Genomic DNA, 19044 nt, shown 5'->3' on the forward strand with positions numbered 1-19044 from the left:
TAAAAACGTGCCGCCGCGGCGGTGCCGCCGCCTCAGTCCTCTTCCTCTTCGACCACTTCGGGGTCGCTCATCGCGCTCTGGAGGCTGTCGAGCCCGTTGACCCACTCCGAGACCAGCCCGTACTCGATCTCCTCAACAACCGACATATCCAGGTCGTCGCCCGCGATGATCCGGGTGCCCGCCTGGACTAAATACCCCAGCGCGGCGTCCATATCCTCGTCGGCCTCCGCGGCAGCGGCGGCCTCGACGTACTCCGCGATCGGCGCCTCCTCGGCGACGCCGGCGGCGATGTACTCCTCGGCGGCGTAGAAGACGCAGACCAGACTGGTCTGGACGCCGTCGACGAGGATCTCCTTGTCCTCGCGGGCGGCGTCGTCCTCGATCGAGAGCTCGGGTTCGGCGAGGACGATCGACCGCACGCGGTCGAGTTCCTCGACTGCCTCCTCCTCCGCTAACCGACCTTCCTCGTACGCCGAGACGATCTTCGCGACCGCGATGGCGGCGTCGTCCTGGAGGTTCAGGAGGAGCCGTGCCGAGTCCTCGTTCTCGGGGTCGATCTCCTCCTCCTCGACGCGGGCGAGCCAGTTCTGCCAGCGGTCTTCAGTGTAGTAGGTTTCCTCGGCGTCAGCCATACACCACCATTTCGGTCGGGATTCAAATGCCTTTCCTGTCGAACGTCGGGCGCTCGGCCGGAACGTCGGGGGTCCGCGGCGGACGCGGCCGCGAGAGTGAGACCACTACCCCTCCAGCGTCCCACGGGTGTCGATCCCGTAGACCAGTTCGGGCGTCCCGACGTGTGCCCGTTCGACGGCCTCGTCGTGACCTTCCTCCAACAACCACCGCACGCGGCGGGGGACGGTCTTCGGTCCCAACACCGCACCCGGCCGGTCGGGCTCGTCCACGAAGTCGGTCTCCATCAGAAACGGCTCGCCCGCGTCGGCCGCGACTTCCAGCCGGTCCTTGTCGCTCATTACGCTCGGCGTCGGGCCCGCGAGCCGGCCGCCGGCGTAGTGTTTCACCACCTCGTGTCTCGGCAGCCCGCGTTCTTCAGCCCACTCAGCCACCCCTGTCAGGTCGTCTGTGGCCTCGGTGTGAAGCTGGACGGCGCAGTCCAGTTCCGCGCCCAACTCGAAGGCGTGGCGCATCACGTCGTTCGACGCTTCCCACACCGCCGCCGAAACCTCGTAATGCGGGCGACCGGATTTCAGCGCGAGCGCCGCCCCGTCGCGAACGAACTCGGCCGCGCGGTCCAGCCCCGAACACATCAGCTCCGCCGCCGCGTCGGGTTCGAGACCCCGGTCGTCGACCAGCCGGGAGACGAGCCCGGGGTGGACGCCGAGGACGGGCCAGGCCCGCCCGGGCAGGATCCCGCTTGCGGCGTCGACGACCTCGAGCGTGGTTCCGAAGACGCGATCGAAGTCCGCGGCCGACTCGGGCACCGGCCCGAGGTGCCAGGAGGGTTTGTTCACCACCAGGAGGTGGGTCCCGCCGAGCCGGACGAAGTCCTCGACGGCGTCGAGGCCGCGGCCGTTGTCGGGATCGAGGTGGAGGTGGTTGTCGAGCACCGGCGAATCGAGTTCGTCCATAGGGGATAGATGCTCGCCGCCCGGAAAACCGGCCCGCTTTCGACCCCGGGTCCGTCAGGAGTCGTAGCCGACGAGCGTCGGCCCCTCGCCGTCCTCGCCCAGCGTGACCCGGCGGGTGGCGGCGTTCCGGAGGGCGTCGGATCGCCCGAAGGAGCCGGGCGCGATCGCGAACGTCCGGCAGCCGTGGGCGTTCGCGACCTCGATTGCGGGCTTGAAATCCGTGTCGCGGGAGGCGACCGCGACGACGTCGGCGCGGCCCTCGATCGCGAACTCGGTCAGGTCGACCGCCAGCCGGACGTCAACGTCGCCGCTCGTGACGACCACCTCGAACCCGCGAGCCTCCGCCGCCTGGATCAACCCCGGGGTCGCGTGCTCGTCGAGGTACAGCCGCATTGCGGTCACCCGCCCGGCCCGCTCTGCGGCCTCCCGGAGGTCGTCGAGGTCGACGTCGAACTCCTCCCGGAGGACGTTCGGCCCGTCGACGAACAGACCGACCCGGGGGTCCTCGGACGCGTCTCCACGCGGGTCGGCGAACAGCCGCTCCAGGAGGTCCATACGCAGCTTTCTGTCGGTGTACGCATAATCCCGACGGTGTCGTACTGTCGGCTGTAACTACGTGAAGACTTTCCACACCCCTGAGGTGTCGGAATCCGTCACGCGACTACGGCCGACAGTATCAGTCGACGGGCCCACTCGTAACGAGAACCGGCGTAGAGACGTTACCCATACATCATCCTTATACACCTATTAGACTGGATTTATCAAGCAAAAATCCGTTCAAGTGAACAGTATGAGTTCGAAAGCGGAAACTATCGGTGATGTGTTCACTGTCGTGCGGCCGATGAACGCCCACGGGGCAGTGACGGTACGCTCGGCGACGACTAACGCCACGTACCACCTGGTTGCCCACGCCGACGAGTCGACGCGGCGCGCGCTCTCGTCGCTCGCGCCTGGGGAGTCAGTCAGTGCCGCGGTCTCCCGGATCGGCGGGCGGGGCAACGGGTTCCGCGTCGAGGCGGCGACGCCCCGACCAGCCGGGGCGGGCCCGAACGGTATCACGGCCGGAGACTGAAAGTCTACGGTTTCATTGCGGACTCGCTGCCGGCTCCGAAACGCGAACCGACCCCGAGTTTCATCGGTGATAACTGGTGGGCAGCCTTATTATTCGACACGTTCGGATGCGGGTGTATGTGGAAGCTGATACGGAGTCGCTACGGAACGAAACTCGCGCTCGGGTACGTCACGACCGGAGCGTTCGTTGCGTCGGTGGGCTTTCTCACCGGCAGCGTCGCCGCCACCGTGTTGGCGACGCTCTCGGGGCTGCTGGCGTTGGGGTCGATCACCGGGACCGCGACGCTCTCGGCCGCCCAGGAGATCGAACGGGAGGCGCAACGCATCGCCGACGGCGACCTCGACCGTGAGATCAAAAACGAGCGGACCGACGAGTTGGGTCGGATCTACGACGCCGTCGACACGATACGGGTCTCGCTGGCCGAACGCATCTCCGATCTGGAGGCCGCACGGGAGGAGGCCGAACGCACCAGCGACGAGGCGACGCGGATGGCCGACGACTACCAGCGGATCGCCGAACGCTACGCCGCGACGATGCAGCGGGCCGCGGAGGGCGATCTCACGCAGCGCATCGACGTCGACACCGAGTACGAGTCGATGACGACGATCGGCCGCGAGTTCAACACCACGATTGAGCAGCTACAGGCGGCGCTGGCCGACGTCGACGCCTTCGCCGAAACAATCCGCGACGACGTCGACGAGATGCGGACCCGCGGAGCCGCAGTCGAGGACGCGGTCGACGGCGCGGTCGACACCGCCGACGACATCACCGAACGGGCGCAGTCCCAGCGGGCACAGATCGAGACCGTCACCCAGGACATCGACACCCTGTCTGCGACCGCCGAGGAGGTCGCCGCCACGGTCGACGACCTCGCAGAGCAGAGCGACGACGTGACCGCGACCAGCGCCGACGCCCGAACCGCCGCCAGCGACGCGATCGACGAGATGGAGGACATCCAAGCGGAGATCGACGACGCCGTCGACCAGATCGAGGCGCTGGCCGACAGCACCGACGAGATCACCGAGATCGTCGATATCATCGGCGACATCGCCGAACAGACGAACATGCTCGCGTTGAACGCCTCGATCGAGGCCGCCCGCGCGGGCGACAGCGGCGGCTCCTCGGGCAACGGGTTCGCCGTCGTGGCCGACGAGGTCAAACAGCTTGCGGGCAAGACCCAGGCCCGCGCCGACGAGATCGGGGCGATGATCGAGGAGGTCCGCGAGGCCACCGGCGACGCCGCGGAGTCGGTCCGGACGACGCGAACGCGGATCGAGACCGGCACCGACACGGTGGCCTCGGCGCTCGAAGACATCGAGGACATCGCCGACTCGGTCGCAGAGATCGACAACGGCATCGTGGAGATCCGCGACGCGACCGCCGACCAGGCGGAGACGCTGCAGACGACCGCCGCCTCCGTGAACGAAGTCGCGGAAGGGAGCCGCGAGACCGAGGCGGCGGCGGGCGACATCGCCGAGCGGATCAACGAACAGCAGGAGGCGGTCGACGACATCACGGCGACGCTCGGGACCTTCGAGCGGAACGCAGGGGAGCTCGCGGCCCAACTGGACGCGTTCGACGTCGGAACGCTCGACGGTAGTGTGGCCGGGGGGACGCAGGCCGCCGCGGCGCCCGACGGGGGTGATCCCCGATGAGCACCCACGTCACCGCGGCGTACGCCCTGGCGGTGCTCGGCTTCGTCGTCGGGGTCGCGCTCGCGGCCCGGCTGGCGACCGTCGACGACGTCGACGTCGATCGGGGGAAGTTCGCCTACCTGCTGATCATCCCCGGGTTCGCGGGACTGAGTTACGTCCTGATGGCGCTGAACGTCGGCGTCATCACCGTCGGATCGGAGACCATCGTTCTCCCGCGGTACGTCGACTGGCTGGTGACGACCCCGCTCCTCGTCGGCTACGTCGGCTACGTCGCTGGCGCGCCGCGCCGGTGGATCGCGGGCGTGATGGCGGCCGACGCGGCGATGATCGTCACCGGCGGGGTCGCGACCGTCACCACCGGGCCCACGAAGTGGGCGTTCTTCGCGGTGTCGGGGACGTTCCACCTGTCGCTGTTCTACGTTCTCTACCGCGTGTTCCCCGGATACGCGCAGGCGTTCGCCAAACGGCGCGGGCTGTTCAAACTGCTTCAGAACCACGTCGGGCTGCTGTGGCTCGCGTACCCGCTGGTGTGGGTCGTGGGCGCGCCCGGCCTCGGGTACGTCTCCGCCGCGGGCATCAGCCTCGTCGTGGCGTACCTCGACGTGGTCGCGAAGGTCCCGTACGTCTACTTCGTGTGGAACCGCCGCTACGCCTTCGACCGCGACGCCGCCGAAGCGGCGGTCGGGTCGGCGTCCGCACCGCCGTCGTCGGGGACCGGCGCGGGCGGCACTCCGACCGCGGACGACTGACGACGGCGCCGAACTGAACGCTATTCCGGGCGCTCGGTTGCGGTCTTGCACTGACTTCGACGGCGGAGCCGCAGCACGCGTCAGGCCGACACTCACTGTCGCGGTATCGCGCTTCTCGCCTTCGTCCCGATCATACGCCGTGGCGACGACGACTCCCGACGCGGCCACGGCGGCGCGCTCCGGGAGCTCTCGGACCCGACGGTCGCGTTCGCGTTTCGACGGCGGCTGGCTGGTTGGCAGGGAGTGCGCCCTCGCGTTCGGCCGGCACGCGCTACTCGTTAGATTCGGCTGGACGGCCGGGACACGCGCACGATACTCGGTTTGCTATCGCGGAATACGATTTATTACCGGCGCAATACCCCGTCAGGGGCGCCGGAAGCGTCCGACGCCGCGGGACACATATCAAAACCTTTCTCGCGCCGCGTCGACGCTCACGTATGGCACTCCGGCAACCTCCGCTCTACGATCTGCACGCCGACCGGGCGACGTTCACCGACTTCGGCGGGTGGGAGATGCCCGTCGAGTTCGACTCCATCCGGACGGAGCACGCCGCAGTCCGGGAGTCCGTGGGGATCTTCGACGTCTCGCATATGGGCGAGGTCGTCGTGGACGGCCCCGACGCGACAGAACTGATGCAACGGCTCCTCACGGCCGATATGGCGTCGCTCGACCCCGGCGACGCCCAGTACGCGGCCATCACCGACGAGGCGGGGATCATCCACGACGACACCATCGCCTACCGGCTCCCGGACGACGGGGACCCCCGCTACCTGTTCGTCCCGAACGCGGGCCACGACGAGGAGGCGTACGGCCGGTGGGTCGACCGCCGCGAGGAGTGGGGACTCGACTGCGAGGTGCGTAACGAGACCGACGCGTGGGCGATGGTAGCGGTCCAGGGACCGGACGCCCCCGACGCGGTCGCCGACGCAACGACCGTGGATCCGGCAGACCTCGGCCGCAACGAGATCGCCGCGGGTGCGGTCGACGGCGTCGAGTCGTGGATCGCCCGCACCGGCTACACCGGCGAGGACGGCGTCGAGATCCTCTGTCCCCCCGAGGACGCGGCGGCTGTCTGGTCGGCGTTCGAGGGGTGTCAGCCCTGCGGGTTGGGGTCGCGGGACACCCTCCGGACCGAGATGGGATTCCTGCTTTCGGGCCAGGATTTCGACCCCGACGCGGAACCGCGGACGCCCTACGAGGCCGGCATCGGGTGGGCGGTCGACCTCGACACCGGATTCGTCGGTCGCGACGCCTTGGCCGAAGCGGCCGAGACGGGGCCCGAGGAGGCGTTCGTGGGGCTGAAACTCAGAGAGCGCGGCATCGCCCGTCACGGTCACGACATCACCGTCGACGGTGAGGTCGTCGGCCACGTCACCAGCGGGACGATGAGCCCGACGCTCGGCGAGCCGATCGCGCTGGGGTACGTCCCGACGTCGCTGTCGGAGCCCGGCACCCAGGTCGAAGTCGTGGTCCGGGGCGACGGCAAGCGGGCCGAGGTGGCGTCGACTCCGTTCATCCGGGACAAATAAATGCCCGCACAGTAGAGGATGAACGATAGATGTTTGAAACCCCGGACGATCGTAAGTATCGGGAATCACACGAGTACGCAACCACCGACGGCGAGACGGTGACCGTCGGCATCTCCGATTTCGCGCAGGACGAACTGGGTGACGTGGTCTTCGTCGAGTTGCCGGCCGCCGGCGACGAACTCACGCAGGGCGAGGAGTTCGGCGTCATCGAGTCGATCAAGGCGGTATCGGACCTGTATGCGCCGGTATCCGGCACCGTAAGCGAGGTCAACGAGGCGCTGTTCGACCAGCCGGAGTTGGTGAACGAATCGCCCTACGGCGAGGGGTGGATGCTGAAGCTCGACGGCGTCGACGACGCCGACTTCGAGGCCCTCCTCACCGCCGAGGAGTACAGCGAGCAGACGGAGTGAAGTGTATGCAGCCCTGCATTCCGACTAGTTACGTATGATCCGCCCACACACCATCCGACCGGTATCGATCGGAGGCACGCGATGACCGACGCCGGCCGACACGAGCGCGTCGACGGCACCCCCTACGCGCCGCACACGCCCGAGCAGACCGCAGCGATGCTCGAGGCCGTCGGCGCCGACAGCGAGGCCGACCTGTTCGACGTGCCCAGCGAGGTTCGGTTCGACGGCGACCTCGGGATCGAACCGCGGAGCGAACGCGAGCTCCGCGGGGAGCTCTCCGAGACCTTCGCGCGCAACGACGACCTCACGGAGTTCCTGGGTCGGGACCACCACACCCACTACGTCCCGAGCGTGGTCGACGACCTCTCACAGCGCGCGGAGTTCCTGACCTCCTACACCCAGTACCAGCCCGAGATCGCCCAGGGGTTCCTCCAGGCGCTGTTCGAGTACCAGTCGCTGGTCGCCGAACTCACCGGGCTGCCCGTCGCCAACTGCTCGATGTACGACGCGGCGTCGGGGCTCGCGGAGGCCGCCCGGCTCGCCGGCCGGGTCCGGTCGATTTCGGGCACCCGCGTCCTCGTGCCGGAACTCCTCCACGAGAACAAACGCGCGGTACTCGACAACTACGTCGACGGGACCGACCTGGAGGTCGCGACCTACCCGATGGACGACGGAAACGTCGATATCGACGCGCTCTCGGGGCTCGTCGGCGAGGACACAGCCTTGGTCTACGTCGAGAACCCCACCGTCCGAGGCACGATCGAGGAGCACCTCGACGAAGTCGGGACGATCACCGACGAGGCGGGTTCGCTGTTCTGTCTCGGCACCGATATGGCCGCACTCGGGCTCCTCGAAGAACCCGAGAGCGTGGGCGCCGACGTCGTCGTCGGCGAGGCCGACGCCCTCGGACTGCCGACCGCCTACGGGATGGGCCTGGGGCTTTTCGCCACTCGGGAGTCGTTCCTCCGGCAGGTCCCCGGACGGCTCGTCGGCGCCAGCGAGGACGAGTCGGGCCGACGCACCTACACCCTGACGCTGCAGACCAGAGAGCAACACATCCGGAAGGAGCGTGCGACCTCGAACATCTGCACCAACCAGGCGTGGATCGCGCTGCGGACCGCGATGCACCTGGCGTGGCTGGGTCCCGACGGGCTCGTCGACCTCGGCAACCAGTGCGTTCGGGAGGCTACGTCGCTCGCCGGCGACCTAGACGAGCTTGCTGGCGTCCACGCGCCCGTCCACGACCGCCACCACTTCCGTGAGTTCGCGGTTCGGACCGACCAGCCCGCGCCGGCGGTCGCCGCGGACCTCGAGTCCGAGGGGTTCGCGGTCCACGTCCTCGACGACCACCTGCTGCAGGTGTGCGTCACCGACGTGAACGCGGCGGCGACCGACGAACTGGTCGCCGCGTTCGAGGAGGCGATATAAATGAATCACGATCAGGCACGCTTCGGCGACGACGACCGCTACGAACCGCTGCTGTCGGAGACCGGCACCGCGACCGTCGATGTCGGCTCGGAGTCGCCACTTCCCGACGAGTTGACCCGCGACGAACTGGAGCTGCCGACGAGTTCCGAGCCGGAACTGTCCCGGCATTACACCCGGCTGTCGCAGATGAACTGGAGCGTCGAAACCGGTCCCTATCCGCTCGGGTCGTGTACGATGAAGTACAACCCCTCGTTCACCGAGGACGTCGCGGCCGACCCGAACGCCGCCGTCCACCCCGAGCGCTCCGACGAGACCATCCAGGGGAGCCTGGAACTGCTCGCGGGCCTGCAAGACTACCTCGCGCGGATCGGCGGGATGGACGCGGTGACGCTGCAACCGCCCGCGGGCGCGGCCGGTGAGTTCACCGGGATCACCATCGCGAAGGCGTACCACGAGTCCCGCGACGACGACGACCGCTCGGAGGTCATCGTCCCCGCCTCCGCGCACGGCACCAACTTCGCGACCGCCGCGATGGCCGGATACGACGTCGTCGAACTCCCGTCCGGCGAGGACGGGCGGGTCGACCTCGACGCCCTCGAAGCCGCCGTCTCCGAGCGGACCGCGGCGCTGATGCTCACGAACCCCAACACGGTGGGGCTGTTCGAGCGCGACATCGAGGAGATCGCCGAGGTGGTTCACGACGCCGGCGGCCTGCTCTACTACGACGGCGCGAACCTCAACGCCCTGCTGGGTCGGGCCCGGCCGGGCGATATGGGCTTCGACGTGATGCACTACAACGTCCACAAGACGTTCGCGACGCCCCACGGCGGGGGCGGCCCGGGCGCCGGCCCCGTCGGCGTCCGCGAGGAACTCGCGGAGTTCCTCCCCCGGCCCCGCGTCAGGGAGCGAAACGGGGAGTACGAACTGTACGACCCGGAGCGGAGCATCGGCAAGGTCCACGGCTACCAGGGCAACTGGCTCGTCCTGGTGAAAGCCTACGCCTACATCGCGCGGCTCGGCGACTCGGGGCTGGAGGACGCCTCCGCGAAGGCGGTGTTGAACGCGAACTACCTCGCGGAGCAACTGGAGTACGACATCCCTTACGGCCCGTTCCACCACGAGTTCGCCGCCACTGCGGGCGACCGGGACGCCGCCGACGTGGCAAAGCGGATGCTCGATTACGGGGTCCATCCGCCGACGACCAAGTGGCCGGAGTTCGTCCCCGAGGCGATGCTCACCGAGCCGACAGAGGCCGAAAACAAAGCCTCGCTCGACGACCTCGCGGCGGCGTTCAACGCCGCGATAGCCGACTCCGACGAGGAGCTGGCGGCGGCGCCGTCGAAGACGACCGCCCGGCGGATCGACCAGGCCACCGCCGCGCGGAACCCGCGGCTCTCCTGGCACGCGCTGGACGACACGGAGTAGCCGCTTCCTACGACGACGCTTTCGCGGTACTGATCCCGTCGATCTCGATGAACCCGTAGCCGCAGTCGTCACAGCGCCACTTGGTCTTCTCGCCGAGCTGGATCTTCATCGACGCCGTCCGCCAGAAGGTGGATCCATCACACTCCGGACAGTCGTACTCGCGTTCGAGGCTCATACTCTCATTTCGGTTCGACCCGGTTTGAAAATACTGGTTCGACCGATAAACCGACTGTCGCGATACGAACTCGTAACGCTCGTCGAGTGGCGTCCCCGCCCGGAAGACGCCCGACGGCCGTCAGCGAAGCCGTCGGACCGGCCCGCCACGGGCCGGCAATCGTTCACTCGGTTAATCAAAACTTCTGAGGCAGTGGAATCACTCCGAGTGTATATTGGTTCCACGCCCCACCTCGACCCGTGTTCGAACGGATAGAGGCCGGGTACTGCGGCTGCGAGGACGCCGCAAACGGGGCAACGTGACCGACCTGCCCCGGCGACGGGCGGTGGGCGAGCGGCAGCCGCTCGGACCGCGGCTCAGTCGTCGCCGCCCGCTTGGACGATCACTTCGCCGGTGCTGTGAACGGTCACCCGACGACCCTCGAAGTACAGGGAGACCGTCACGGTATCCGTGTCCGTGGCCCCGTCGGATCGAATCAGCGCATCCAGGGCGTCGGGGTCGACGGAGTCGTGCAAGGGGCCGATGGTCACCGGATCACAGCCAGTCGCGGCCGCGACGGATTCGATGACCGCCGTCGCCGGGTCCGTCGACGACCACTCGTAGCGGGTGCGTATGGGCTCGGTCATCGCGTCAGTACGCCTCCGTGTGGGTTCGTCGGCCGTATCCGTCCACGCCGTCGAAGCATCGTGCTGTACCCGTCGTTTCGGGTCCTCCGTGCCGTCGTCGATCATCGCCAGCCTGCCGGCAGGCGTGTCCGACCAGACCCAAAGCGACTCGAAGAGGTTCGCGCCGGGCACCTCCTCGCGGATCCGTTCCTGGACGGCCGGTGACACGCCGCCGAGGTGGACCGTCACGCCCCGTGCTGCGGCAGCGCCGAGTGCGCCGACGAAACCCAGCCGCTCCAGGGAGATGAACGTGGCACGTCGCCGGTTCCAAGTCCGCCAGCGGCCGCCACGTCGAGTTCGCCGAAAGCGACGCCGCTATCGTCGGACCCACCGTTCAGCAACCGACGGCGCTCGACGCGGTCGAGAGCGTCGAGACACTCGTCGAACGATGCCGCCGGAATCTCCCGGCTCATACGGCGAGTGCGACGGCTGTCGAGATAAAATCGACTACCTCTCACGTGGATCCGTCTCCGGTATTCGAGTTCTACCTCTACGCCAATGCCTCACCCGTCCGCTTCGACCTCGGGTCGCTCGGCGGCCGCGCGGAGTTCCCGTGCCCGCTCGGAGGAGACGTCGAGGTCGGGCACCGACGCGGGGTTCCCGTCCTCGTCGAGCGCGACGTAGACGAACCGGGACTCGGTGGTGAGCTCGCGGTCGCCGGACATCGGGTCCTCGCTGAACACCCTGAGGAACAGGTCGATGCTCGTCGTTCCGGCGTCGTAGACGTACGACTCCACGAGGGCGACGTTGCCGCGGGGGATCGGTCCGAGGAAGTCGACGCTCTCCATTCGCGCGGTCACGCAGGTCCGGCCCGCAAACCGCATCGCCGACATCGCGCCCACCTCGTCCATCCACTTCACCACGTTGCCGCCGTGGGCGATGTTCCGGTGGTTGGTGTCGTTCGGCTGGACCAGAACGCGGTTCTCGATGTACGTCTCCTCGAGGGGGATCATACACGGGCGTTGCAACACCGCGGTAATCGTTCTGTCGCACTCCGCCGCCGGGTCCGCTGTCAGCCGCGGGCCGACATCGCCGCGTGCCGGGAAGCTTACGGGCTTCGGCCCCCGAATACGAACGTGGACGGAGACGGACTCGTCGTCGGGCTCGCGGCGGTGTTCGCGGGGACCACCGTACTTTTGACGACCCTCGCGTTCGCCTACCAGCCGTTCCTGCTGCTTTTCGCGCTGCCGTTCGGGATCGCGACCTACTTCCTGTGGTACCACGCCAGCGGCCGGCTCACCGACCGGGTCCGACGGACCGCCGGCCGTAACCGGGCCAACGCCGCGGCGGAGAGACCGGGCGGCTTCGAGGGGTTCGGCCCCGGGCGGCGGGCGGCCGGCTCGCGGAGCGACCGCGCCGGGACCGGATCGCGCGGCGGCCAGCGGACGGATCCGAACGAGCCGAGCCTCGCGGAGGCCTACCGAACGCTCGGGGTCGACCCCGGCGCCGACGAGGAAGCGGTGCGGGCGGCCTACCGCGAGCGGGCGAAGGCCACGCATCCGGACGCCGACTCCGGCGACGAGGAGGAGTTCAAACGCGTCACCCGCGCGTACAAGCGGCTCGTCGACGACTGAACCCGGGCGTGTCGCCGCCCCCGAGCCTGCCCGGGGTGCTCCGGACCGTTCCGGAGCAGTACTGTGACACGAGATGTCACACCACGAAAAGGGTTTTGTCGGATCGCTCCCGACCAGAGGGTATGAGCGCTGACCGGGCCGTTCTCGAATCGGCCCTCGAGCGCGGCGAGGAGGAGGGTGGCAGCGTCGAGTTCAAAGAGCGGCTCTCCCGGGAGCTTCACCTCGCCGACGGTCGGCTGGAGAGCCTCGCGGCGCAGCTCCGCCACCGGGTGCTCTCCGGGGACGGCACCGCGACGTACGTGATCGGCGTCACCGACGACGGCGGGATCGCCGGTATCCCGCCCGAGGCGTTCTCCGAGTCGATGGACGTGCTCTCGATCCTCGCCGACGAGGCCGACGCCCACATCGAGGGCGTCGAGACCTGGGGCGTCGGCGACGACGGCGACCGCGGGCTGGTCGGCGTCGCGACGCTGCGAAGCGGCGGCCGGCTCGCCGACGACGACCACATCGTGGTCGGGACCGCCGGCCACGTCGACCACGGGAAGTCGACGCTCGTGGGCTCGCTCGTCACCGGCACCGCCGACGACGGCCAGGGGGGCACCCGCGGGTTCCTCGACGTCCAGCCCCACGAGGTCGAACGCGGCCTGTCGGCGGATCTCTCCTACGCCGTCTACGGGTTCACCGACGACGGGGCGGTGCACATGGACAACCCCCACCGGAAGTCCGACCGCGCCCGGATCGTCGAGGAGTCCGACCGGCTGGTCTCGTTCGTCGACACCGTGGGCCACGAGCCGTGGCTCCGGACCACGATCCGGGGGCTCGTCGGCCAGCGGCTCGATTACGGGCTCCTGGTCGTCGCGGCTGACGACGGCCCCACGAAGACGACCCGCGAACACCTCGGGATCCTGCTGGCGATGGAACTCCCCACCATCGTCGCGATCACGAAGGCAGACGCCGTCGACGAGGATCGCCTCGACGCCGTCGAACGGGAGGTCGAGGGGCTGCTCCGCGACGTCGACCGGACGCCGCTTTCGGTCGACCGCTACGGCGTCGGGACCGCAGTCGATGAACTCGGCGACTCGGTCGTGCCGATCCTGCGGACGAGCGCGGTCACGATGGACGGGCTCGACGACCTGGACTCGATGTTCGAGCGCCTCCCGAAGACCACCGTCCACGACCGTGACGACTTCCGGATGTACATCGATCGGACCTACTCGGTCGCCGGCGTGGGGGCGGTCGCCTCCGGTACCATCGACTCCGGCAGCGTCGAACCCGGCGACGAACTCCTGCTCGGCCCGATGCCCGACGGCTCGTTCCGCGACGTGGAGGTGCGCTCGATCGAGATGCATCACCACCGCGTCGACCGCGCGACCGCGGGTCGGATCGTCGGGATCGCGCTCAAGGGCGTCGAGGAGGCCGAGATCGAACGGGGGATGGCGCTGCTTCCCGGCGACGCCGACCCCACGGCGGTCCGGTCGTTCGAGGCGGAGGTGATGGTGCTGAACCATCCCACGCGGATCCGCGACGGCTACGAGCCCGTGGTCCACCTCGAAACCGCGAGCGAGGCGGTGATCTTCCACCCCGAGGGCGGCCAACTGCTCCCCGGCGACACCGGCACAGCGACGGTCGAGTTCAAGTTCCGGCCGTATCTGGTCGAGGAGGGCCAGCGGTTCGTCTTCCGCGAGGGCCAATCGAAGGGCGTCGGCACCGTTCTCGACGTCGGGGACGGCGACCGGGAGCCGTAACGTTTCAAGACCGGCGTCGATCTCGTCGCCACGCAGCCGCACCGACTGTGGTGGGTCTATGTGCTGACCGTCGGAGATTCTGTCGAACGAGAGCGTAGTTCCGGGAGCCACGCGAGCTACACCGACGCAGGTGGCATACGAGACGCCGCACCCGCCACGAAAGCTAAGTAGCGTACCACGAACGGGGGCGTATGCTCGTCGAAGAGGCGATGACGACCGACCTCGTGACGTGTCCGGTCGGGGAGTCGGTTCAGGGTGGCGTCGAACGGATGCTTCGGAACCGCGTCGGTAGCGTGATCGTTCGCGAGGACGACGTTCCGACGGGCATCGTTGCGGAGACCGACTGTCTGCACGCGGGCTTCGTCACCGACGCCCCCTTCGGGGAGATCCCCCTCAGGAAAGCGATGAGCAGCCCGCTGAACACGATCCGGCCCGAAAAGACGCTCCGACGGGCGACCGAGCGGATGCACGACGAGGGGGTGAAGAAGCTCGTCGTGGTCGACGGGATGGACCTCGTCGGTATCATCACCACCCAGGACGTCATCGAGGCGTACCACGATCTCAAGGCCGACATCCACGACCTCGTCAACTCCGACCGCGCCTGGTCTCTCGACGGCTGAGGATCCGGATCGGACGCCGGACCACTGCCCAGGCGTGCGGCACACCTTCTCCACGCTCGGCACCTCCGTCCCGGCAGCTTTCGCGCGTTCGACCTCCCCTGCCAACGCGTCGGAGCATCCGGTCGGCGACTCACGACCCCGACCACGGGGGCGACCGCAGCTCCGACAGCGCCGCGACGCGGTGATCGGGGACGTCGCGGTCGCCGCCGCTCCCGTCCGCCACCCCGTCTCCGGTTCCGTCGGGTGCGTAAAGCACAGAGCGCAGCCCGGCGGCGTTCGCGCCGGCGACGTCCGACCGGATCGAGTCGCCGACGTGGACCGCGCTACCGGGATCGACCCCCAGCGCGTCGAGCGCGCGGTGGAACGGCTCCGCGGCGGGCTTTGCGGGGGTGTCGTGGCCGGCGAAGACGACCGTCTCGGCGTAGTCGTCGACGCCGGCGGCGTCGATCTTCCGTCTGGCGGAGTCCGCGGGGCTGTTGGTCACGACCCCGAGGCGATACCGCTCCGAGAACGAATCGACCACCTCGTGTGCGCCCGCGACCCACTCCACGTCCCGGTGGTCCCGCTCGTCGGCGTAGACCGCGGCGACCCGCCGCCCGAGATCGGGGTCGCGGCCGCGGTCGGCACACAGCGCCGCGAAACACTCCCGGCGGAGCTCCGCGACCGAATCGGTCTCGTCGGCGAACCGCCGGAACTGGTCGTAGTACGCCTCGACCGGGAAGACCGGCTCGACGCCGACGGCCTCGAACGACTCTTCGAGGAGCGCCGCCGACGAGCGCCGGTACCGGAGCAGGGTGTCGTCGAGGTCGAACAGGACGGCGCGGATCGCGTCGGTCATCGAGGGACGCTCCGCAGGCATCCTGCAAGGGTGTTTCGACCACCGTCCGCGACGTTGAAGTTTCGCGATCCCCCACCGGATGGTAATGGTATCATTCGCCGCGCTCGTGCTCGTGGGACTCGTCGGCGGCGTCCAGCTTCTGGAGACCGTACTCGACGGACTGAACCTCAGGTACGGCGCCTCGGCCGTCCGCGACGCCGAGGCGTGGGTCCGGGAGGCGCTCGACGTCGACGACCCCGGGGAGATGCTCGCCTACCAGCGTTCGAAGACGATCCTCTCGGACGTCCGATCGTGGCTCGGGGTCGCGATCCTGCTTGCGGTCGTCGTCTCGGGACTCTACGGCGACATCGCCGCACGGCTGTCGGCCACCGGGCTGCCGAGCGTCGCGCAGGGCGTGGTGCTCCTGGCCGGCGCGGTGCTCGCCGGCCGCGTGCTGTCGGCGCCGTTCGACGCCTACGAGACGTTCGTGATCGAAGAGCGGTTCGGGTTCAACAACCAGACCGTGACGCTGTGGCTTCGGGACCTCGTCGTCGGCACGGTCGTTGTGCTCGCCTTCGGCGGGCTGATCGCGGGGGCGGTACTGCTCGCGGTCGACGCCGTGCCGACGCTGTGGCCCGTCGTCGGGTGGGCGCTGGTGGTCGGCTTCTCGCTCGTGATGATGGTCGTCTACCCGCGGGCGATCGCGCCGCTTTTCAACGACTTCGACCCGGTCGACGACGGCGCGCTCCGGGAGGCCGTCGGGGACGTCTTCGAGCGCGCGGGCTTCGAGTGCGAGCAGGTCTACGAGATGGACGCCAGCCGGCGCTCGTCGCACTCGAACGCCTACTTCGTCGGGTTCGGCCGGGCGAAGCGGGTGGTGCTGTTCGACACCTTGGTCGACCAGATGGACCGGGAGGCGATCCAGGCAGTGTTGGCCCACGAACTCGCCCACTGGAAGAAGGCCCACATCTGGAAGCAGGTCGCCGCCTCCGCGGTCCAGATGGCGGTCGTGTTCGCGTTCCTGTGGTGGGTCACGACCTCGGGGTGGGTCTACGCCGCCTTCGGGCTGCCGACGGAGACGTACGCCGCGCTCGGGATCGGGTTGCTGTACGCCACGCCCGTCCTCTCGCTGACGGCGCCGCTCACGAACCGCCTCTCGCTCGCCCACGAGCGGGAAGCCGACGACTTCGCCGCCGAGACGATGGGCGGCGCGGCGGCGATGACGCGGGCCTTGGAGACGCTGGCGGGTGAGAACCTGACCAACCCGTTCCCGCACCCGCTGTACGCGACGTTCAACCTCACCCACCCGCCGATCCCCGAGCGGATCCGTCGGCTCCGGGAGCACTACGGGGCGGGCGACGACGTCGGAAGCGGCCTCAGTGCCGACGACGGCAGCGACGTGGACGTGCCACAGGCGACGTAGACTGTCCTCTGCTCCGGCCTACTCGGTGCGGACGTACCCTCCCTCCCGCTCTTCAGCGAGATCGAGCAGCGCCGCCCACCCCAAAACCCGCTCGACGCGCTCCCGCCAGATGTCGCGCCAGTCCTCGGCGGCGCGGTGGGTCTCCCACGCCGGCACGCGCGCCTCGAACTCGGTGAAGACCTCCTCGATCGACCGCGGTTCGTCGGCATCGAGCGACGCCAACACCTCGCGGGCGCCGTAGACCCGCCGCCGGAACGCGTCCCGGAGGTGCTCCGGCGTCGGGTCCGTCTGCTCGCGGACGAACCCCGAATCGGTCTCGCGTGCGAGTTCCAGTGCCCGGAGGAACGTGAGCCACGTCCGGCTCACGTCGCGGGCGGGGAAGCCGACCCGGCGCATCAGCCGGGCACAGCAGTCGTCTTCCGACCCCGGGACCAGCGGGACCGCGCGCTGGGACTCCCGCACCGGTTCCAGCGACTCGGGGGGTTCGGGGAGGAGTTTGAATCTCACTGGTGGCCGAAGGAGTCCGCGAGGAGACCCTCGTCGGTCTCACCGAGGACGTACGTGGGACCCTCCACGACGTCGACGGTGACCTTCGCGGGCGCGAAGACGGATTCGGGGACCTCGTAGAAGTCCCAGTCGGCCTCTGCGAAGATCGCCGCGAAGGGCGTGCCGTACTCCTCGCGCGCACTGGAGGGTACCCGATCGAAGTCGTCGAAGTCCGCCGTGACGGTGAGGTAGACCTCGCCACCATAGGCTAATGCGTCGTTGGTGCGGGCCAGCGCCGCGCTCTCGTCGTAGGTCTCCGGCGCCATCGGCGCCGACCCGAACGCCGAGCGGACGTTGCGGACGTCGTAGCCCAACTCGAAGAGGCGGAACAGCGCGAGTTCGGCGGCGCGGGCCGCGGCGGTGACGCTGCCGACTGTGGAGCCGGTTGCGTATGTCGGGAGAAACACCCCGCTGGGTTCGACGCCGGCCCGCTCGGCGACGTGTTCGGCGACGCGGTCGTCGGGGAGGTCGACGCTCTCGACGGAGAGAACGGTGAGGTCGAACTCGTCGGCGTACTCTAACTCCCTGAACTCGTCTTCCTCGGCGACCAGGGCCCGTGCCGGCCCGGAGCCGAGGCCGTCGAACGGCGGGTCCTCGAAGGCGAGTTCCCAGCCTGCCTTTTGAGAGCACAGCAAGGCGAGCGCGGGGTGATCGGTCCCCAGTTCGACGTGGGGAGTTGGGGCGCCGGCGACCTCGTCCATCCGGGTCTGGACGGTGGCGAGGCCGGCGGTCTGGACTTCCGCGAGCAGCATCCCGGCCTCCATTCCGCCCTGGGCGTCGACGCCGAAATCGAGGACGGTCGCGCCGGAGTCGAGTTCGTGTGCGTCGACGCGGAGTTCCTCGGCGAAGTCGATGGCCTCATCAACGAGTTCGATGGCCATCCGATTGATCGAGTCCATAGGCGGGGATTACGCGTCACGGCCTAAAGTGGTTGGTAGTCGTGGAGTCCGGTATCGGTCCGCGTGCGAGATTCGTCGACCGGTTCGCTCTTTTCACCTGAACTGGCCCCGTGATCACTTCACGGCTCAAGCAGTGACCCGACGGCGAGGTCACGACGCTCCGGACTCCATCCCACTCTACACTTCGGATTTGATAACGGAGTCACACAGTTTTTATACTACACCTATGTAGCGCCACCCGGTCGGAAAACTCGGTCCTTTCGGCAGACGTCTAAGTGTCCAACGGGGCGGGGCTCGGTTGCCGGAGAGGTCCGATGTTTAGACTCAACTATGAATACAGACACAGATAAGAGACGTGCGGTGTTCCTCGCAGTACTGATGATACTCAGCGTCTTTGCGGGGACGATGGCGTTTTCGGGGAGCGTAGTAGCGGCCGCCGATCCGGAAACGGACGGCGGCAGCATTTCCAACAATTCAGTCATAGAGACAAGTAACAACACCCACTCGGTTGAGCTCAATGCGACACTAAATACGACGAACGACACGAATGTAGACTATATTGTGTCGCTGTCGGATGGAGATAACTTCGATCTCTCCAATGCCGGTAACAGTACTGTTCAGCTGAGTGATACAAGTACCGCCGCTTCTGTCTCCGGCGCTTCGTTCGACGACGCGAACGATAATTTCACAGTTACTGTGGACACGTCGGGCGGCGGGGGAGCCGAC

21 protein-coding genes are annotated in these 19044 nt (G+C 68.3%); 11 read left to right on the top strand and 10 right to left on the bottom strand.

From position 1 onward, the window contains the following. Positions 1–32 precede the first annotated feature (32 nt). The 3 genes from H5V44_RS01615 to H5V44_RS01625 all read right to left on the bottom strand — a co-directional run bounded on the left by H5V44_RS01615 (position 33) and on the right by H5V44_RS01625 (position 2141). Positions 33–632, bottom strand: a complete 600-nt coding sequence (locus H5V44_RS01615) for a DUF2150 family protein (RefSeq protein ID WP_185191389.1) — start codon at positions 630–632, stop codon at positions 33–35. Positions 633–737: 105 nt separating this feature from the next. Beyond that, on the bottom strand, positions 738–1586 hold the full coding sequence (locus H5V44_RS01620) for a TatD family hydrolase (protein WP_185191390.1): 849 nt from the start codon (positions 1584–1586) through the stop codon (positions 738–740). A gap of 54 nt (positions 1587–1640) precedes the next feature. Beyond that, positions 1641–2141 (bottom strand): NYN domain-containing protein, encoded by a 501-nt coding sequence (locus H5V44_RS01625; RefSeq protein WP_185191391.1) that lies wholly within the window; start codon positions 2139–2141, stop codon positions 1641–1643. 235 nt (positions 2142–2376) lie between these two features. On the opposite strand from H5V44_RS01625, the gene H5V44_RS01630 reads away from it, so the two are divergent. From H5V44_RS01630 to gcvPB, 7 genes are all read left to right on the top strand, one after another. Continuing rightward, positions 2377–2658, top strand: a complete 282-nt coding sequence (locus tag H5V44_RS01630; RefSeq protein ID WP_185191392.1) for a hypothetical protein — start codon at positions 2377–2379, stop codon at positions 2656–2658. A gap of 116 nt (positions 2659–2774) precedes the next feature. Continuing rightward, complete coding sequence (locus H5V44_RS01635) at positions 2775–4313, top strand: methyl-accepting chemotaxis protein (protein ID WP_185191393.1); 1539 nt, start codon at positions 2775–2777, stop codon at positions 4311–4313. After that, positions 4310–5062, top strand: coding sequence for a bacteriorhodopsin (locus H5V44_RS01640; RefSeq protein WP_185191394.1), 753 nt, complete (start codon positions 4310–4312; stop codon positions 5060–5062). The genes H5V44_RS01635 and H5V44_RS01640 overlap by 4 nt, the downstream gene beginning before the upstream one ends. 437 nt (positions 5063–5499) lie before the next feature. Beyond that, on the top strand, positions 5500–6591 hold the full coding sequence (gene gcvT / locus H5V44_RS01645) for a glycine cleavage system aminomethyltransferase GcvT (protein ID WP_185191395.1): 1092 nt from the start codon (positions 5500–5502) through the stop codon (positions 6589–6591). Between the two features lie 29 nt (positions 6592–6620). Further along, positions 6621–7001: a glycine cleavage system protein GcvH gene (gcvH, locus tag H5V44_RS01650; RefSeq protein WP_185191396.1), complete on the top strand. Its 381-nt coding sequence runs from the start codon at positions 6621–6623 to the stop codon at positions 6999–7001. Between the two features lie 81 nt (positions 7002–7082). After that, positions 7083–8429, top strand: coding sequence for an aminomethyl-transferring glycine dehydrogenase subunit GcvPA (gene gcvPA, locus H5V44_RS01655; protein WP_185191397.1), 1347 nt, complete (start codon positions 7083–7085; stop codon positions 8427–8429). Continuing rightward, positions 8430–9854 carry an aminomethyl-transferring glycine dehydrogenase subunit GcvPB gene (gene gcvPB, locus H5V44_RS01660; RefSeq protein WP_185191398.1) on the top strand — a complete coding sequence of 475 codons (1425 nt, stop codon included), beginning with the start codon at positions 8430–8432 and terminating at the stop codon, positions 9852–9854. Positions 9855–9861: 7 nt separating this feature from the next. On the opposite strand, the gene H5V44_RS01665 is transcribed toward gcvPB, so the two are convergent. From H5V44_RS01665 to H5V44_RS01680, 4 genes are all read right to left on the bottom strand, one after another. After that, complete coding sequence (locus H5V44_RS01665) at positions 9862–10029, bottom strand: DUF7838 family putative zinc beta-ribbon protein (RefSeq protein WP_185191399.1); 168 nt, start codon at positions 10027–10029, stop codon at positions 9862–9864. 356 nt (positions 10030–10385) lie between these two features. Then, complete coding sequence (locus H5V44_RS17920; RefSeq protein ID WP_185191400.1) at positions 10386–10883, bottom strand: HalOD1 output domain-containing protein; 498 nt, start codon at positions 10881–10883, stop codon at positions 10386–10388. After that, on the bottom strand, positions 10880–11107 hold the full coding sequence (locus tag H5V44_RS01675) for a hypothetical protein (RefSeq protein WP_185191401.1): 228 nt from the start codon (positions 11105–11107) through the stop codon (positions 10880–10882). The genes H5V44_RS17920 and H5V44_RS01675 overlap by 4 nt, the downstream gene beginning before the upstream one ends. A 90-nt stretch (positions 11108–11197) precedes the next feature. Further along, positions 11198–11647: an acyl-CoA thioesterase gene (locus H5V44_RS01680; protein WP_185191402.1), complete on the bottom strand. Its 450-nt coding sequence runs from the start codon at positions 11645–11647 to the stop codon at positions 11198–11200. 123 nt (positions 11648–11770) lie between these two features. Between H5V44_RS01680 and H5V44_RS01685 the strand changes: the two genes are divergently transcribed. The 3 genes from H5V44_RS01685 (at position 11771) to H5V44_RS01695 (ending at position 14633) form a co-directional block, all read left to right on the top strand. After that, a complete protein-coding gene (locus H5V44_RS01685) occupies positions 11771–12268 on the top strand; it encodes a DnaJ domain-containing protein (protein ID WP_185191403.1) in 498 nt (165 codons plus the stop codon). A gap of 122 nt (positions 12269–12390) precedes the next feature. Then, positions 12391–14013, top strand: coding sequence for a GTPBP1 family GTP-binding protein (locus H5V44_RS01690; protein WP_185191404.1), 1623 nt, complete (start codon positions 12391–12393; stop codon positions 14011–14013). Positions 14014–14204: 191 nt separating this feature from the next. Further along, the gene (locus H5V44_RS01695) at positions 14205–14633 is read left to right on the top strand and encodes a CBS domain-containing protein (RefSeq protein WP_185191405.1); all 429 of its coding nucleotides are present in this window, start codon (positions 14205–14207) and stop codon (positions 14631–14633) included. A gap of 130 nt (positions 14634–14763) precedes the next feature. On the opposite strand, the gene H5V44_RS01700 is transcribed toward H5V44_RS01695, so the two are convergent. After that, a complete protein-coding gene (locus H5V44_RS01700) occupies positions 14764–15471 on the bottom strand; it encodes an HAD family hydrolase (protein ID WP_185191406.1) in 708 nt (235 codons plus the stop codon). 85 nt (positions 15472–15556) lie between these two features. Between H5V44_RS01700 and H5V44_RS01705 the strand changes: the two genes are divergently transcribed. After that, positions 15557–16873 (top strand): M48 family metallopeptidase, encoded by a 1317-nt coding sequence (locus tag H5V44_RS01705; protein ID WP_185191407.1) that lies wholly within the window; start codon positions 15557–15559, stop codon positions 16871–16873. 18 nt (positions 16874–16891) lie between these two features. Here H5V44_RS01705 and H5V44_RS01710 read toward each other — a convergent pair whose 3' ends face one another. Beyond that, a complete protein-coding gene (locus H5V44_RS01710; protein WP_185191408.1) occupies positions 16892–17380 on the bottom strand; it encodes a hypothetical protein in 489 nt (162 codons plus the stop codon). Continuing rightward, entirely contained in the window at positions 17377–18318 is a 942-nt protein-coding gene (gene mch / locus H5V44_RS01715; protein WP_185191409.1) for a methenyltetrahydromethanopterin cyclohydrolase, read from the bottom strand. The genes H5V44_RS01710 and mch overlap by 4 nt, the downstream gene beginning before the upstream one ends. Between the last annotated feature and the right edge of the window lie 726 nt (positions 18319–19044).

This window comes from Halobellus ruber (assembly GCF_014212355.1).
In the GTDB taxonomy this organism is placed as follows: Archaea; Halobacteriota; Halobacteria; order Halobacteriales; family Haloferacaceae; genus Haloquadratum; species Haloquadratum rubrum.

Coding starts and splice junctions, on each gene's coding strand:
- H5V44_RS01615 (WP_185191389.1), bottom strand. CDS start 632: ATGGCTGACGCCGAGGAAACCTACTACACTGAAGACCGCTGGCAGAAC.
- H5V44_RS01620 (WP_185191390.1), bottom strand. CDS start 1,586: ATGGACGAACTCGATTCGCCGGTGCTCGACAACCACCTCCACCTCGAT.
- H5V44_RS01625 (WP_185191391.1), bottom strand. CDS start 2,141: ATGGACCTCCTGGAGCGGCTGTTCGCCGACCCGCGTGGAGACGCGTCC.
- H5V44_RS01630 (WP_185191392.1), top strand. CDS start 2,377: ATGAGTTCGAAAGCGGAAACTATCGGTGATGTGTTCACTGTCGTGCGG.
- H5V44_RS01635 (WP_185191393.1), top strand. CDS start 2,775: ATGTGGAAGCTGATACGGAGTCGCTACGGAACGAAACTCGCGCTCGGG.
- H5V44_RS01640 (WP_185191394.1), top strand. CDS start 4,310: ATGAGCACCCACGTCACCGCGGCGTACGCCCTGGCGGTGCTCGGCTTC.
- gcvT (WP_185191395.1), top strand. CDS start 5,500: ATGGCACTCCGGCAACCTCCGCTCTACGATCTGCACGCCGACCGGGCG.
- gcvH (WP_185191396.1), top strand. CDS start 6,621: ATGTTTGAAACCCCGGACGATCGTAAGTATCGGGAATCACACGAGTAC.
- gcvPA (WP_185191397.1), top strand. CDS start 7,083: ATGACCGACGCCGGCCGACACGAGCGCGTCGACGGCACCCCCTACGCG.
- gcvPB (WP_185191398.1), top strand. CDS start 8,430: ATGAATCACGATCAGGCACGCTTCGGCGACGACGACCGCTACGAACCG.
- H5V44_RS01665 (WP_185191399.1), bottom strand. CDS start 10,029: ATGAGCCTCGAACGCGAGTACGACTGTCCGGAGTGTGATGGATCCACC.
- H5V44_RS01675 (WP_185191401.1), bottom strand. CDS start 11,107: ATGAGCCGGGAGATTCCGGCGGCATCGTTCGACGAGTGTCTCGACGCT.
- H5V44_RS01680 (WP_185191402.1), bottom strand. CDS start 11,647: ATGATCCCCCTCGAGGAGACGTACATCGAGAACCGCGTTCTGGTCCAG.
- H5V44_RS01690 (WP_185191404.1), top strand. CDS start 12,391: ATGAGCGCTGACCGGGCCGTTCTCGAATCGGCCCTCGAGCGCGGCGAG.
- H5V44_RS01695 (WP_185191405.1), top strand. CDS start 14,205: ATGCTCGTCGAAGAGGCGATGACGACCGACCTCGTGACGTGTCCGGTC.
- H5V44_RS01700 (WP_185191406.1), bottom strand. CDS start 15,471: ATGACCGACGCGATCCGCGCCGTCCTGTTCGACCTCGACGACACCCTG.
- H5V44_RS01705 (WP_185191407.1), top strand. CDS start 15,557: ATGGTATCATTCGCCGCGCTCGTGCTCGTGGGACTCGTCGGCGGCGTC.
- mch (WP_185191409.1), bottom strand. CDS start 18,318: ATGGACTCGATCAATCGGATGGCCATCGAACTCGTTGATGAGGCCATC.